Raw genomic sequence first — 14,100 nt, 5'->3', positions numbered from 1 at the left:
ACGCTACGAACGCCAAGCCATACACTTCCTCGCCTTCACCAGCATCGCCTGCACCCTCATCTGCTATCGCAGACTCACCAAATGAGATGATCTCTAAAGAACGCCAAGGGCACCTTCACGCTGACCACTGGCAAGGACGGCACCGCAAAGGCACCGCTGCCGGTCGGCAAGAAGACCGGCAGCCTCTACACCGCCACCGAGACCAAGGCGCCGGCCGGATACTGGCTCGAATCCGCGCCACTGGAGATCACCGCCACGCCCGCCGCGCAGATCACCGCCACCCTCGCCAACACGACCACATCCATGCCCACGCCGACCACCGACCCCACCAAGGACCCGGCCAAGCCCACCGGCGACCCCTCCACCCGGCCCGCCCCCACCAGCTCCTCCACAGGGGGAGAGAGGGCCGCATCGGGCATGCCGACATCGTCTGCCTCGACCGGCACGTCCCTCGGCGCAGATGCCTCCGCTACTGCTCATGCGGATGCAGCGGCCGGTGAAGATGCGGACGGCTCCCTCGCCCACACCGGCGCCGGCCGCGGCACCCTCTGGTTCCTCGGTGCCGGCGGACTTCTCCTGACCGCCGGAGCAGGCGTCGTCTATGCGGCCCGCCGCCGCAAGACCCACGCCAACGACTCCGGTACCGGCCAGCACAGGCGCACCAACGACAAGTAACACCGCAGCCTCACCAGGACCCGGAAACCCCAGGTTTCCGGGGCTCTCTGCGTCTACGACAGCGGACTACGACAGTTCCGGCCAGCGGTCTTCGTGAGGCCGATCAGTGTCGGTATCGCGGCGCACCCGAGAGCCTGTGGTGCGGGGGACGGCGACGGTTCTGGGCGACCTGGCGCAGGGCACCACGCCCTGGGCGACGGCGAGTTGGGAGGAGGCGCTGCGGCTCCTGGGTAAGGCGGACGAGGTGGTGGAGGAGCTGACGGCGGGCCTCCGGGTGCCGCGCGAGGTGATCGCGTACGCCTCGCGGCTGCTGCCGTCGATCCCGCCGGGCCTCGCCCCGGGGAGTCGGTGCGTGAGACACCGACGCCCCGGGGAGTCGGTGCGTGAGACACCGGGCTCGCTGTCCGTGCGCGCCTCGACCCTGGCCGACCTGGACGCGGACGGGCTGGCCGCCTGCCGGGAGGCGCTGGGGCACGAGGGCTCGATCGGCCTGATCGCGGCGGACGCGCGGATCCCGGTGCCGGCCGAGGCGCTGATGGCGGCGGGCCTGGCGTTCCTGGACCCGGGCGAGGAGACGACGGCCGCGTCCCGTCTCGCCCTGGTTCCGGCGTCCCTGGCGAAGGGCCTGGAGCACGACTACGTGGTCCTGGACGAGCCCTCGGCGGTGGTCGACGGCGAGCCGGACGAACGGACCGGCCTGCGCCGCCTGTACGTGGCGCTGACCCGGGCGGTGTCGGGCCTGTCGGTGGTCCACGCGGCCCCGTTGCCGCTCTAGGGGTCGGTCCCCGGTGGCGGTCGCCCCGCCGGCCCGGCCGGGCACGCTCGCGGCGGCCACCGCACGCGCGGGCGGCCGCCCTTGTGCGGCTGTGCCGTGCGTCACCGGGACGCCTCTCTCACCCCTGTCGCACACGTACGAAGATCGCACGTGTGATGGAATGAGGTGATGCGACCCCCCACACGCATGCCGTCCCGTCCCCGTAACCCCTACGACGAACTGGCGGCACTCGCCGACCCCGACCCCGATCTGGACCCCGCGCCCCGGCCCCGGATCCTCCCCCTCGACCTCGGCCGTCTGCACGCCGACGAGGACGAGGCGTGGTCGCCGCCCGACCATCGCCGGTCCGGTAACGGCCGCCGCGCCAGGCGGAGTCGACGGCGCCGCCGCAGTCCCCTCGCCGCGCTCCCCCGGCTGGCCAAGCTGCTGTTCGCGCTGGTCGTGTGCGTCGGGTTCCTGGTGCTCGCGGACCGGTGTGCGGTGATGTACGCGGAGAAGAAGGCCCAGCGGGCGCTCCAGGACGAACTCCACCTCGCGGCCGCTCCCCAGGTGGACATCCACGGCTTCCCCTTCCTCACCCAGGTCCTGGACAAGCGCCTGAAACGGGTGGACGTCACCGTGCCGCACGTGGCCGCCGACCGGGTCTCGCTCACGAAGGTGCAGGCCAGTGCGCGTGACATCAAGCTGACCGGGGATCTGCCCAGCGACATCCGCAGCGCGGTCATCGGCGACCTCGACGGCAGGGTCACCCTGTCCTTCGACGACATGAACCGCGAACTCACCGCCTCCCGGCTCAAGTTCAGCCGGGTGAGCGACGACACGGTGGGCGCGGACGGCAAGCTGAGCATCGCCGGGCAGGAGCTGCGCGTACGGGCACGGGTCCAGGTGCGGCTGGTCGGCACCAGCGGGCTGTCCACGGACGTCGACGGCATGAGCCTCGACGTGCCGGGCATCGCCACGTACCGCCCGGGCCGCGACCGGGGGCTGACGCTGCACCGGGAGTCCGCCGAACTCATCAGCCGGGACACGGCACGCGTGAAGGCGCTGCTGTCGGTGCCGGCGGTGGTGCGGCGGCTCGGGGTGCCGGAGAAGGACGTACGGGCGGCGCTGCGGAGCGACGAGAAGCTGCACGAGCTGGTCGGCACGCCCCAGTTCGTCGAGCAGCTGACGCGGGTCAACCTGGTCGACGTGGTCGCCGACCACCCCTGGCTGCTGTCCAGGATCGGCATCGACCCGAAACTGATCACCGGCCTGCTGGCGATGCGCCCGCCGGAGCTCTCCGACCGGCTGTCCTTCTCGTTCACGCTGCCGAGCCAGGCGCGGGAGCTGCGGCTACGGGATGTCCGCGTGGAGGAGAGGGGTGTCGTGGCGACGGTGTCCGGGGTGGAGGTGGGGGTGGGGCGGTGACGGGGTGCGGTGTCCGGCCGCGGACTGTGCCGGGCTGAGCACGGCCCGCGGACGAGGCTCACAGCGGGTACGGCCCGCGGACAAGACACCCCATGCAGCTATCGGGTCGAGCGGCGGTGGAGAGTTGGGGCTTTGCTGGCGGGGTGAAGATGATGGTTTCGTCGAATTTCTGGCGGGTGGTCAGGCCGTGGTGGAGTTGGCCGATCATGCGGTTGAACAGGTGACGGAGGGCTGCGTAGTAGCGGTCGTCGGTCTCGCGTCGGCGGTTGTAGTGGGCGTGGGCCGCGGGTGAGGCGGTCAGGGCGGTGAATGCCCAGTGCCGGCCGGCCGCTGCCAGGCCGGCGACAGCCAACCTCGATGCCTATTAGGCCTACAGCAACCGACCCTGCCGCGAGTACCTGCGGCGCCGGGGCATCCGGCACACCATCCCGGAGAAGACCGACAGCCAGGCCGCCCGGCTCCGCAAGGGCTCACGCGGCGGACGGCCACCGGGCTTCGACGAAGAGCGGTACAAGAAACGCAACACCGTCGAACGGGCCATCAACCGGCTCAAGCGTCATTGTCCGTTCTGACTTGCTCGATGGTCGGTCGAACTGTGATGAGCTGGGCTGATCAGTTTCACTGAGACGCGATGAGGATGATCGTTCTCAGTGGTTCCGATGATTGTTGGAGCTCGTTAGGCCGTGTGCACCAGCCGGAAGCGCTGGGCTAGGAGCGTGGGTCAGTAAACAACTCCTGGAATGCCGCGCCTCGTGATGAAGTGCGGCTGCCGAGCGCTGCTCTTGAAAAGGCGTGGCTGCCGGGCAGTCGTGATGCGAAAATCAGTCCGCAACTTGATCCGCATCCGCGTCCCGGAGGTCCGCATGGACGTCGCCTCGCTGCTGCCGTTGACCACGGCCCGGTTGTCGCTGCGTCTGTTCACTCCCGGCGACGCCGACGACCTGTACGCCTACCAGAGCCTGCCGAGCGTGGCGCGCTACTTGTATCGGTCGGCGCACACGCGTGAGCGCAGCGAGCAGGTTGCCGCCGAGCGCGCGGCGCAGACGGCCTGGCGCGCCGACGGGGACAAGCTGGCGCTCGCTGTCTGCCGACGCGATGAGCCCGGCGTCCTTGGCGAGGTGAGCCTCAGCCTGGCCGATGCCCGCGCCGCCCAGGCCGAGATCGGCTGGACTCTCGACCCAGGTCACCAGGGGCACGGCTACGCAACCGAGGCGGCCGCGGCGCTGGCCGGGTTTGCCTTCGACACGCTGGGCGTGCACCGGCTCTACGCACGGCTGGATGTGGAGAACACCGGGTCTGTGCGGGTCTGTGAGCGCCTCGGGATGCGCCGGGAGGCGCACCTGGTCGAGAACGACCTCGACGGGGATCGCTGGGGCAGCGAGTACATCTACGCGGCGCTGTCCGCGGATCTTGGCGGTCGATCAGGCGATTGAGCTCGACGCCGCCTCCCGTTCGTGATCTTCCATAGGGGAGAATCCTGGTATGTCTGGTGGGGATGGCCTGTTCGAGGTGGATCCGGCGGCGGTGGTGAAGCCGGAGACCGCGCCGACGGTGGCGGTGAAGAAGACCTTCCGGGCATTCGTCCCCCGATCAGATGCTGATGCTGCCGCCGTCACTGGATGAGTGGCTGCCCGAGGGGCATCTGGCCCGATTCGTGGCCGAACTGGTCGACGAGGTGCTCGACCTGGGCCCGATCCTGGCGTCCTACACCGAGAAGCGCGGGTTCCCGCCGTATGACCCGCGGTTGATGGTCCGGCTGCTGATCTACGGGTACACCACCGGAGTGCGCTCGTCGCGGGCGATCGAGCGCAAGTGCACCGATGATGTGGCCTTCCGCTATCTGGCCGCCGACCAGGCTCCTGACTTCCGCTCGATCTCCCGGTTCCGCCGCCGCCACCTGGACGCGCTCGCCGGCCTGTTCCTGCAGTCGCTGCACCTGGCGCAGAAACCGGGCATGGTCAAGATGGGCCGCGTCGCGCTGGACGGCACCAAGCTGGAGGCCAGCGCCTCCAAGCACAAGGCGATGAGCTACGGCCGCCTGATCTGCAAGGAAGAGCAGATCGAAGCCGAGATCGCTGCCCTGGAGACCACGGCCCGGTCCCTGCTGGACGACGCCGAAGCAGTCGACGCCGCCGAAGACGCCCGGTTCGGCGTGGACGGCAAGGAGGCCGACCTGCCCGCCGAACTGGACCGCCGCGAAAAGCGCCTGGCCAGGCTGCAGGCAGCCCGCGCACAGATCGAGGCCGAGGCCGCGGAGAAGGCGCGCAAGCACGCGGAGGACAAGGAACGACGCCGTCAGGAGCGCGTCGGTGCGGGCGACGAGCAGGCCGCCGTGAAGGCCCGGCCCGAGCCGAAGGCGCAGGCCAACTTCACCGGCCCTGACTCGCGGATCATGAAAAACAGCGACGGCGCCTACATCCAGGCCTACAACGCCCAGGCCGTCGTCAATGAAAAACACCAGGTCATCACGGCTGCCGACATCACCACCAACGCCTCGGACGCGCTGAACTACACCTCGATGCTCGACCAGTCCGAGACCAACACTGGCGCTCACCCCAAGCAGGCCCTCGCCGACGCCGGATACTGCTCCGAGACCAACCTGGAAGCCGCCCAAGAGCGCCAACTCGCATGCGGCACCGCCACGTTCATGGCCACCGGCCGACTTTCCCACGATGAACAGGTCCCGCCCGCACCCCGGGGACGCATCTCCAAGGACGCCACCCTCAAGGAGCGCATGGCCCGCAAACTGCGGACCAAGCCCGGTAAGGCCGCCTACAGCCGCCGCAAAGCCATCGTCGAACCTGTCTTCGGCCAGATCATGACCTGCCAGAACGGCCGCCAACTCCTCCTGCGCGGCGAGGACGGAGCCCGCGGCGAGTGGCGACTGCTGGCCGCCTGCCACAACCTCCGCAAGATCTTCCGACATGCCGGAACCGCAGGGCTCGCCGCGACGATCGGCTGACCCACCCGGCCAACGGCCCCTTCCGGGCCGATCCCCAAGCCGACACGACCAGGCCACGCGCCCTGGCAGGCACGCAGCAAGCAACCACCAATCTCACCGCCACGGCCACCAGTCGATTGCTCGTTACCGGGACATGCTCCTAGCTTGACGATCTATAGAAGCTTCAGAGTCAAGCTAGGGGGTGTCCGGTAAGTTACCCGCGGCCCACCGGACAGCCCTTGAGCCAGCAGCTCAGCGGCGGTACATCACGTAGAGCTTGTTGGCGTTATTCCTGTGGTGGGCGGCTGCGGTCGGTGCGTCCATCGGTTTGATCGCTCTGGTTCCGCTGACGTGGTGGCTGGCGCTCCAGGCGCCGTTGTAGGAGGCCGCGTACAGGACACCGTCCGTGCCACGCATGAAGATCCACATCTTTTCGCCGTGGGCGGCGAGGGCCGGAGCATGGTTTGAGCGCCAGCCACCGAGGGTGCCCCGGCCGGTCCAGATCTGGTTTCCCGAAGAGGTGGCGGTGTAGAGCTGGTTGTCCTTCCCGGTGGCGCCCCTCCACAGCTGCCCGCCGTAGGGGGCCATCGCGAGGGTCTTGTTCAGGCGCCAGTCGAGATTGTCGGTGTACCACCCGCTCCATCGGCTGCCGTCGTGGGTGGTGAGGTAGATCTGCTCCCGGGGGTCGACGTGGAGCATCCACACCCGGTTCGAGTAGAAGGCCAGAGCGGGGCCGTACTCCGCCCGGTAGTCACCGAAATCCGCCACCCCGCTCCAGCCCGAGGCTTCGGTGAAGGTCCGCCAGTAGACCTTCTTGTCCCTGCCGGTATGGACGTAGTACAGCTTCCCGCCGGGACCCGCGGTCACGGCCGGGGCGAAGTGGGTGGCGTCGCCGCCGATCGGCTCGGGAGTGCGCCATGTCTGGCCTTCCAGGCGCGTCCACATCACCACTTGGTCGCTGGGCCGGACGAACAGGGCGTAGAGCTTGCCGTTGTACGAGGCCAGCGCCGGGGGCGTCATGCTCTCCCAGGGCAGCGCGATCGGCGCGCCCCAGGTCTCGCCGGTGCGGACGGCGTACTCCAGTGTCCCGGTCGGGAACGGCACCTTGTCACCGGTGTACTTGACCTTCAGCACGTGGTGACCGTCGCCGTTGAAGTGCCAGTCACCCGTTCCGCGGTAGGACATCACGGCCAGGTCCTGCTGGTCCAGGTAGATCCCCCGCGCGCAGGACAGATCGTCCTCGTTGCGCAGGGCTTCCATCAGCATGACGCCCAGCTTCACCAGCTCACCGAGCCAGCCCACGGCCTCCGTCCCGGGCAGCACGCCGGTGGCCAGCTCCCACCACCACGTCTCGAAGATGGTCTTCGAAAGGGCCTTGAGGGCATCGTGCAGGGCGTCGTACCACTCGCTGGAGCTCTGGTCGGCCTCCCAGCAGTAGACGCTCAACGCCACACCGGCACTGGCCTGGCCGTCGAAGACGACCCGGTTGTTCGCGTCGAAGGCGCGGGTCTGGCCCTTCTTGACCGCCCCGAACTCCTGCGACTTGTAGGCGGGCCCCGAAGCCTTGTCGCTGGCGGACGAGGAACACCAGTAGATCTCGTCCTTGCCTCCGCCCTGGTCGCCCACCGCCCGCTCGACGTAGAAGCTCTCCAGCTCCAGCTTGGCCTTGAACGTCGGGGCCGCTGCCCGCTCCCCGGCCCCCGCCTCCTCGGTTTCTGCTGCCTGCCCGGCGAGTTCCTTGCGGGGCCGGGCGAACGCGGTGACACCGAACCCGAACTCCCGCATACCCGCGATGAATTCGGGCGTGTCAACGCTTCCACCGGCGGCCAGTACCTCCCGGTCGACGACTGCCGTGTTCGGCATCGACGCGGCCTCCTGCGCCACCGCCCCGAACCCCGCCGCAAGGTCGGCCATCGTGTAACCGGAGGTCACCGGACGGCTGGTGATGACGGACGGGACCACGTCCAGGGTTCCGAGCTTGGCCACCGACTCCCGGTAGACCCGCCCCCACTCCTTGATCTCCTGATCCGACAGCGCGGCCCGCAGTACCGTCAGCAACTGCTGCTCCAGATCCGTGGCCGGCTTCCCCTGCCGTAACCGGTCCGCGGCGTGCAACGCCGCCCCGATCAGCACGTTGCCCTTCTCGTAACGCGCCAATGACCGGGCCGCACGCGTGTCCCTGCGCGTCCCCGTCAACAGGCCCTGCAACATCTCCAGACGCTGTTCCGGCGTCGTATCCCCACTGGCCATGCATCCCACCCCTTCTCACTGCTCCGGCCCAAGGCGCCCGGAGTAAAATCAGGAGACTACGCAGCCGCACAGCACGAGAGGGCCCACCGGCTTTGAACAGCCCAACAAGGACCGAAAAACACTGGTGACCGCCCTCCCCAGCCACGATCAGCAGGACACCCCCTAGGCGTACCGCCGGTCGCTGCACAGCCCGCGCCCACGCCGCGGGGGCGCCCTTCGGGCGTATCTCCTCCAACCGTCAACTGCGTTGGGCAGCCCCACGATTGAGTGATAGACCGCCAGATGTGAAGCGACGGCCCACGTGCCTCCGTAACGTCCTCGGACATGACGATGAACAATCCCCGGCACCGGGTACGCAAGCTCTTGGCCGCGGTAGTTGCACTGACCGTCGGAGGCGTGGTGGGGCCCGTGACACTGGCCTCTCCGGCAGCCGCCGTGGACACCTGCATGAGTGGCGTCACGTTCAAGACCGCGGGAGCCGCGTCCTGCGAGCTGCCGAGCCGCGCCCTCACGGTCACCGTGACCCTCATCGGTGCCGGCGGCGGCGGCGGTGGCGGTGGCTTCGGCACTGGGAGTGGCGGCGGAGGTGGTGGTGGCGGCGGCGCGCGCATGGTGTGCGACTTCTTCACCACGAGCGGCGACTACCTGCGCATCACTGTGGGCGGTGGCGGAAACGGCGGCGCCGGCGGCATCAGCGAAGCCCGAGGCGGCCCGGTTGACGGCCGCAAGGGCGGCGCCGGCGGCGCCACCTCCCTCACCCGCAGCGGCGGCCGTACTGACACCATGCCCGGCGGCTTCGGCGGCGGCGGCGGGCTCTCCTACGCCAGTTTCGGAGGCAACAGGGCCGGCGCCGGCGGCTCAAGCCCCAGCGAGGGCCCCTGCGGCGGGTTCAAGCGAGGCGATACGGGTGCTAACGGCACCAATGGCGCCGGCGTCGGGGGCGGCTCGGGTGGCGCCGGCGGCAGCTCCGCAGGCCCGGTTCCCACCTCCTGCGGCGCCGCTGGAGCCGCCGGCAACGGGGGCTCCGCAGGCGGCTCTGGCCAGGCCGGCAAGCACGGCCAAGCCGGACACGCGGGGTGTGTCGTCGTCAGCTTCCACTAGGTAGCTCCCGACGCGCCGAGGGCCCGCGCCTCCTGCAAGGTGCGGGCCCTTCGTCGTTCCCTGAACTGGGGTGACACGCGGTCTGCGTATCGGCGCTCTACGAGGCGCCGCGGTGGCGGTGGACCACGGGTGGCTGTCTCGCCTCCAGCCCGGCTACCGGATCGAGGGGGCTCCTGGACACGGGATCCTGCGGATCGTGACCGAGAAACCCGAGCCGTCGCTGCTGTCGCGGGGTACCGCGCACCGGACGGTGGTCGGCGTCGTGATGCCCACGTCGATCGAGGGGTCGGGTTCGGTCCTTGAGGCAATCGTGCAGGACCTGAACGACTAGGTTTACCTGGTGAGCAAGCGGCCTCAGCTTCCAGGCGATCCCTCCGAGCTGCACCTGCGCATCGCGTACAACGACGATCTGCGGGATACGCCTCAGGCCGAAACGGTAGAGCGCTTTGATGTCGCGGTCCGCCACGGACGGGACGTGCACGACGATGGTCGATGTCCAGGTGCCGGCGACGCGGGCACCGCTGGGCAGTGCTTCGACGGCGGCTGCCCAGCACTGGCCAAAGACGGGGTCGAAGTCGGGCAGATGGCCTTCTTCCGTGTCCACCTCGACCGCGGCATGAATGCCTACTGGGCGTTGGAGGAGGAGGGGGAGGACCTCTACGAGTTCGCCCAGGTGCTGCTCGACAAGGACACTGGGAACTTCACGGACGAGGTGGACGAGTCTCTGGCCTACGCGGGCGGCCTCGCGCTCCTCATCATGGACCGCGTGACCCTGGGCCAGGCCATGGAGGGGGCGCGGCCTGGCCGCAATTCTCGCCGCCGAAGCCATCCACCGGCTCCTGCCCGGATGCCGAGGCGTCGCCCGTTCTCCGGGGGTCTCCGACCTGAGCGCGGACCGGCTGCGCGAGGAAGCCGAGTGGGACCGCATCACGGCCAAGATCGCCAGGGGGTGGGAGCGGATCGGGTTCCTCCCGTACCGGGACGGCTTCTTTGTCCTGTTGCCCACCTCGCTCCTCTTTGAGGAGCAGCGAGGCCAGCTCCGCCGGAGGCTGATGGAGCTGGGGCGGCCTGGGCGGCGACGGCCCGCGCGTAGGCGACTGCTCGACCGTCTGCCGGATGCCTTGCGGCAGTGTAGACCGTATGAAGCGGCCGTTCTGTGCTGGTGAGTGAGGGCGGCTGCCGCTGCGAAGTCCGATGCCCCGCAGGGAAGTTGACGCGGGTTGCCCGCCGGTGGGCACGGTGCGGGTAGTGCCGCAATTACCGGGAGGCACCGGATGTTCTCCGAGCGTACGTCGGTCGGCCTGGATGTCCATGCCCGCACCACGATGGCGTGGGCCCTGGACTGCGAAACGGGTCAGATCTTCAGTCAGCGTCTCGATGCCGAGACGCACAACGTGATGACGTGGGTGGCCGGGCTGCCGCAGCCCGTCGCGGTCGCCTATGAGGCTGGGCCGACCGGGTTCTTCCTCGCCCGCGCGTTCTCCGAGCTGGGGGTGCGCTGCGTGGTGGCGGCCCCCTCGAAGATGGAACGCCCCGCAGGCGACCGGATCAAGACGGACAAGCGGGACGCCCAGCGGCTGTCGAAACTGCTGCGGATGGACGAGCTGCCCGCGGTGCGGGTGCCGACGCCGGCCGAGGAGGCCGCCCGTGATCTCGTCCGGGGCCGGGACGATATGCGCCGGGACCTGGCCCGGGCCCGCAACCGGATCTCCAAACTGCTGCTGCGGCAGGGCCGGGTCTGGCGCGGCGGCTCGGGCTGGACGTGCATCCACCACGAGTGGCTGTCCAAGCAGCGGTTCACGGATGCGGATACGCAGTTCGCCTTCGACAACGGGCTGGAGGAGGTCCTGGCCCTGGAGGCGATGCGGGACCGCTTCGATGAGCGCATCACCGCCGCGGCTGCCCGTCCCGAATGGGCCCCGGTGGTGCGGCGGTTGGCCTGCCTGCGCGGCATCGACACGCTGTCCGCGCTCGGCCTGGCCGTCGAGTTCGGCGACTGGCAGCGGTTCACCGGCTCGAGCATCGGCGCCTACCTCGGGCTGGTGCCCAGCGAGCACTCCTCCGGCCCCAGCCGGGCCCAGGTTCCGGGGCCGCCGACTCAAGCGCTGGAAGCAACGGCACAACAGCAGCCACGCCACAATCCGCTGCGCCGGCGAGCAGGCCATTGCCGTACTGAAGGGCTGGCGTCTCCTGCGGAAGCTTCGCTGCAGCACCAACCGGATCACCGACACCGTGAAGGCCGTACTCGTCCTCCACCACGCCTCAACATGAGGTTGGAAAAGGCTCCCTGTTACGAGCTCTGAGGACGGTGAACACCGAACCGGGCGGCTTGCCGATCTGCCGGGATATGACGCTGATCGACTCCCCGGCCCGCCAACGCCGCCACAATTCGGCCTTCATCTCGTCCGACATCCCCGGCCGAACCATTCTCGCCACGCATACCGTCCTCAACCAGAACTGTTGCACTCACCAGTTGAATCTAAGACCTATAAGCGGCGTGACGTGCGCATCACCCCGCCGAGACGAGATGAAAATGGCTCAGCGTCAGATCTGTGCTGATGGCGTAATTTTGCTCGGCTGACGCGCGAAAAACGGAATTCATTCTTCCGTTTTTTGCTTCTTCTATGCTTTCGATGTCGCAGCCGTGTCCAACGTCACACGGCCGGCGGCCTGTTTGCCGGGTTCAAGGCATTTTTTCCTTTTGGATTGCCTCATGGCGGACCATAGGCTCTCCGAGAGAGCAGTCTCTTTTTTGGCCGAGAACGGACGTAGAGGAGCACGGTGGTGGAGTCCCTTGGTCTGGACGAGAAGACCGAGACCGTCTATCGCGCAGTGCTGGAGCGGTCGGAATGGAGAGTATCCGAGCTGGCGGAGTGTCTCGCGCAATCCGAGGAACAGACTCTTCATGCTCTGAGTCGGCTGGCAGACCTCTCCCTGGTGCACAGACGGGACGGAACTTTCTCGCCATGGTGTGCAGTGGACCCCGAACTCGGGCTAAACGCGCTCATGGCGAGGCAGGAGGCCGATCTCGCCCGCCGTCAGCAGCAGGTGCACGAGAGTCGGAGCGTTGTGGCCGCTTTCCTCGCTCAAAGCTCACCACGGCCTTCCGAGTCATCCAGTGGCATGGTTAGAAGACTGGACGGGAGAGTGAGCATCAGGCTGTGGTTCGAACAGCAGCTGCGTCACGTGGAGAGCGAGATCGCGGTTTTATCTCCAGGCGGGACACTGTCTGAGATTATGTCGGAGGGCTTCCAGGCGCTTGCTGCTTCGACCCTTGCCAGGGGAGTGCGGATACGCGTCCTGTGCCTCGACAGCATAGGAAACCACGCAGCCAGCAGCGCCCAGTGCCGGAAGCTCAATGAATTTGGTGGCGAGCTTCGTACCGCCGCTGTATTGCCTCAGCACATGGTTATCGCCGATCGGTCGGCCGGCGCAGTTCCGCTAAATCCGGACACTCCTGCTGAGGGCATGGTCATCGCGAGTTCTCCGGGACTCGTCTTGGCGATATCGGAGCTCTTCGAGCAGTTGTGGGCGACGGCTGCGCCTTGGGGAACCCTACCGCGGCGCGACGAAAACGGACTGAGCCCGCAGGAACGCGAGTTGTTGTCGCTTTTGAATAGTGGTCTCACCGATCAGGGCGCTGCTCACAAGCTGGGGATATCACTCAGAACAGTACGTCGGGTCATGTCTGAAATAATGGTGCGCACGAATGTGAAGACGCGCTTTCAGCTGGCCGTGCTGGCAGGCGAGCGTGAATGGTTGCAGCATTTCAATCATCCGGATACAGGGCAGTAATCCATGACGGGATCTGCCGAAATGAAGCGAGTCGCGATGAAAACTCTCTCCACTAAAGACGACCTATGGTGCCGACGGTTCCATCCAGCAGATGACGCGCCCAGTCGCATGATCTGTTTCCCCCATGCGGGTGGTTCTGCGAGCTTCTTCCACCCGGTATCTGCCGCTCTTTCACCAGCAGTCGATGTTCTCGCCATCCAGTACCCGGGGCGCCAAGACCGGCGTGCTGAGCCATGCATTGAGGATATTGGCGTCCTGGCCGACGCAGCGTTCGATGTGATTACACGATGGGCGGATCGACCGCTCACCTTCTTCGGGCACAGTATGGGGGCCATCGTGGCCTTTGAGGTGGCTCGTCGTTTTGACCAAGCGGGCATAGCGAACCCAGTGCACCTATTCGTCTCCGGGCGTCGGGCTCCGTCATGGCAACGGAACGAGAGTGTTCATCTGAGCAGCGACGACGAGATTGTTTCTGAGGTACTGTCACTCGGCGGAACCGATGCGAGAGTCCTGGCAGACGAGGAACTGATCCGTCTGGTACTGCCGGTTATACGTAGTGATTACATGGCTGTTGAGAAATATCGATGTGAGCCTGATGTGCGGGTTTCCTGCAAGGTGACCGCTCTTGTCGGCGATGCAGATCCGAGAACATCAATCGATGAGGCACATGCTTGGCAGCGGCACACCAGTGAAAGCATGGACCTGAAGGTGTTTCCCGGGGGACATTTCTTCCTGATCAAGCAGGCGGCAGCCATTATCGACATGCTCTCCGGCCACTTCACGGCCGAGGTGAATCGATAGCAGCAGGCCAAAGAGTCAACGGCGACGGCCGGCAGCGCACCCTCGGTTAGGGCCAGGGCGAGCGTGCCGTCGGCGGCGGCAGGGTCGGGGCCAAGGCCGGTGGACGATGCAGTAGCCGGGATTCGGCTCCGGACTGAGCTGTGGCGATGCCTGGACGGCGGGAGGCCCCGACCCTCGCAGATCAAGTGGCGCTTACTGTGCCCGCCTGTGGCTGTTTGGTCGGGGCCCGTCACGAACTCGTGCCGCATTACGCTGCGTACACGGATCGTTGCAACATGCATAGGTCACTTGTTGCCAGGACGCTTGCTGCCAGTTGATCTTGTTGCCAGTCGCGCCCCTCGGTTGGCAGGCTGAT

General features: G+C 67.5%; 10 protein-coding genes and 6 pseudogenes. 14 read left to right on the top strand and 2 right to left on the bottom strand.

Annotated features, from left to right (window positions below; translation table 11 throughout):
• Positions 1-120: 120 nt before the first annotated feature.
• The 4 genes and pseudogenes from ACZ499_RS39450 to ACZ499_RS39435 all read left to right on the top strand — a co-directional run.
• Positions 121-234 (top strand): annotated as a pseudogene (locus tag ACZ499_RS39450) (MSCRAMM family protein); the annotation flags it as partial.
• 69 nt (positions 235-303) lie between these two features.
• Positions 304-675, top strand: a complete 372-nt coding sequence (locus ACZ499_RS39445) for an LPXTG cell wall anchor domain-containing protein (RefSeq protein WP_468681952.1) — start codon at positions 304-306, stop codon at positions 673-675.
• Between the two features lie 145 nt (positions 676-820).
• A pseudogene (locus tag ACZ499_RS39440) lies at positions 821-1,450 on the top strand (AAA family ATPase); the annotation flags it as partial.
• A 168-nt stretch (positions 1,451-1,618) separates the two neighbouring features.
• Complete coding sequence (locus tag ACZ499_RS39435; protein WP_468681950.1) at positions 1,619-2,857, top strand: LmeA family phospholipid-binding protein; 1,239 nt, start codon at positions 1,619-1,621, stop codon at positions 2,855-2,857.
• A 58-nt stretch (positions 2,858-2,915) separates the two neighbouring features.
• Here ACZ499_RS39435 and ACZ499_RS39430 read toward each other — a convergent pair whose 3' ends face one another.
• Positions 2,916-3,209, bottom strand: coding sequence for a hypothetical protein (locus ACZ499_RS39430; RefSeq protein WP_468681948.1), 294 nt, complete (start codon positions 3,207-3,209; stop codon positions 2,916-2,918).
• A 16-nt stretch (positions 3,210-3,225) separates the two neighbouring features.
• Here ACZ499_RS39430 and ACZ499_RS39425 point away from each other — a divergent pair.
• The 3 genes and pseudogenes from ACZ499_RS39425 to ACZ499_RS39415 all read left to right on the top strand — a co-directional run.
• Positions 3,226-3,411: pseudogene (locus ACZ499_RS39425) on the top strand (IS5/IS1182 family transposase); the annotation flags it as partial.
• A 309-nt stretch (positions 3,412-3,720) separates the two neighbouring features.
• Positions 3,721-4,290, top strand: a complete 570-nt coding sequence (locus ACZ499_RS39420) for a GNAT family N-acetyltransferase (protein ID WP_468681946.1) — start codon at positions 3,721-3,723, stop codon at positions 4,288-4,290.
• 124 nt (positions 4,291-4,414) lie between these two features.
• Positions 4,415-5,819 (top strand): annotated as a pseudogene (locus tag ACZ499_RS39415) (IS1182 family transposase).
• A 231-nt stretch (positions 5,820-6,050) separates the two neighbouring features.
• Here the strand turns inward: ACZ499_RS39415 and ACZ499_RS39410 are convergent.
• A complete protein-coding gene (locus ACZ499_RS39410) occupies positions 6,051-8,048 on the bottom strand; it encodes a PLL family lectin (RefSeq protein WP_468681945.1) in 1,998 nt (665 codons plus the stop codon).
• 324 nt (positions 8,049-8,372) lie between these two features.
• On the opposite strand from ACZ499_RS39410, the gene ACZ499_RS39405 reads away from it, so the two are divergent.
• From ACZ499_RS39405 to ACZ499_RS39375, 7 genes and pseudogenes are all read left to right on the top strand, one after another.
• Positions 8,373-9,149: a glycine-rich domain-containing protein gene (locus ACZ499_RS39405; protein ID WP_468681943.1), complete on the top strand. Its 777-nt coding sequence runs from the start codon at positions 8,373-8,375 to the stop codon at positions 9,147-9,149.
• 196 nt (positions 9,150-9,345) lie between these two features.
• Positions 9,346-9,480, top strand: a complete 135-nt coding sequence (locus tag ACZ499_RS39400; RefSeq protein ID WP_468681941.1) for a hypothetical protein — start codon at positions 9,346-9,348, stop codon at positions 9,478-9,480.
• A 9-nt stretch (positions 9,481-9,489) separates the two neighbouring features.
• On the top strand, positions 9,490-10,170 hold the full coding sequence (locus ACZ499_RS39395; protein ID WP_468681939.1) for a hypothetical protein: 681 nt from the start codon (positions 9,490-9,492) through the stop codon (positions 10,168-10,170).
• A 253-nt stretch (positions 10,171-10,423) separates the two neighbouring features.
• Positions 10,424-11,212: pseudogene (locus tag ACZ499_RS39390) on the top strand (IS110 family RNA-guided transposase); the annotation flags it as partial.
• A 52-nt stretch (positions 11,213-11,264) separates the two neighbouring features.
• Positions 11,265-11,420, top strand: a pseudogene (locus ACZ499_RS39385) (IS5/IS1182 family transposase); the annotation flags it as partial.
• An 876-nt stretch (positions 11,421-12,296) separates the two neighbouring features.
• A complete protein-coding gene (locus tag ACZ499_RS39380; protein WP_468681937.1) occupies positions 12,297-12,944 on the top strand; it encodes a helix-turn-helix transcriptional regulator in 648 nt (215 codons plus the stop codon).
• 21 nt (positions 12,945-12,965) lie between these two features.
• Entirely contained in the window at positions 12,966-13,745 is a 780-nt protein-coding gene (locus ACZ499_RS39375; protein WP_468681934.1) for a thioesterase II family protein, read from the top strand.
• The last annotated feature ends 355 nt before the right edge of the window (positions 13,746-14,100 follow it).

This window comes from Streptomyces sp. NPDC031265, assembly GCF_055570295.1.
The sequence above is the reverse complement of the archived record's forward strand: the minus strand, read 5'-3'. Positions and strand labels throughout refer to the sequence as shown.

Excerpts from the sequence above, each read along its gene's own strand:
- ACZ499_RS39420 (WP_468681946.1), top strand. The coding sequence starts at position 3,721 with ATGGACGTCGCCTCGCTGCTGCCGTTGACCACGGCCCGGTTGTCGCTG.
- ACZ499_RS39405 (WP_468681943.1), top strand. The coding sequence starts at position 8,373 with ATGACGATGAACAATCCCCGGCACCGGGTACGCAAGCTCTTGGCCGCG.
- ACZ499_RS39375 (WP_468681934.1), top strand. The coding sequence starts at position 12,966 with ATGAAGCGAGTCGCGATGAAAACTCTCTCCACTAAAGACGACCTATGG.
- ACZ499_RS39445 (WP_468681952.1), top strand. The coding sequence starts at position 304 with ATGCCCACGCCGACCACCGACCCCACCAAGGACCCGGCCAAGCCCACC.
- ACZ499_RS39410 (WP_468681945.1), bottom strand. The coding sequence starts at position 8,048 with ATGGCCAGTGGGGATACGACGCCGGAACAGCGTCTGGAGATGTTGCAG.
- ACZ499_RS39435 (WP_468681950.1), top strand. The coding sequence starts at position 1,619 with ATGCGACCCCCCACACGCATGCCGTCCCGTCCCCGTAACCCCTACGAC.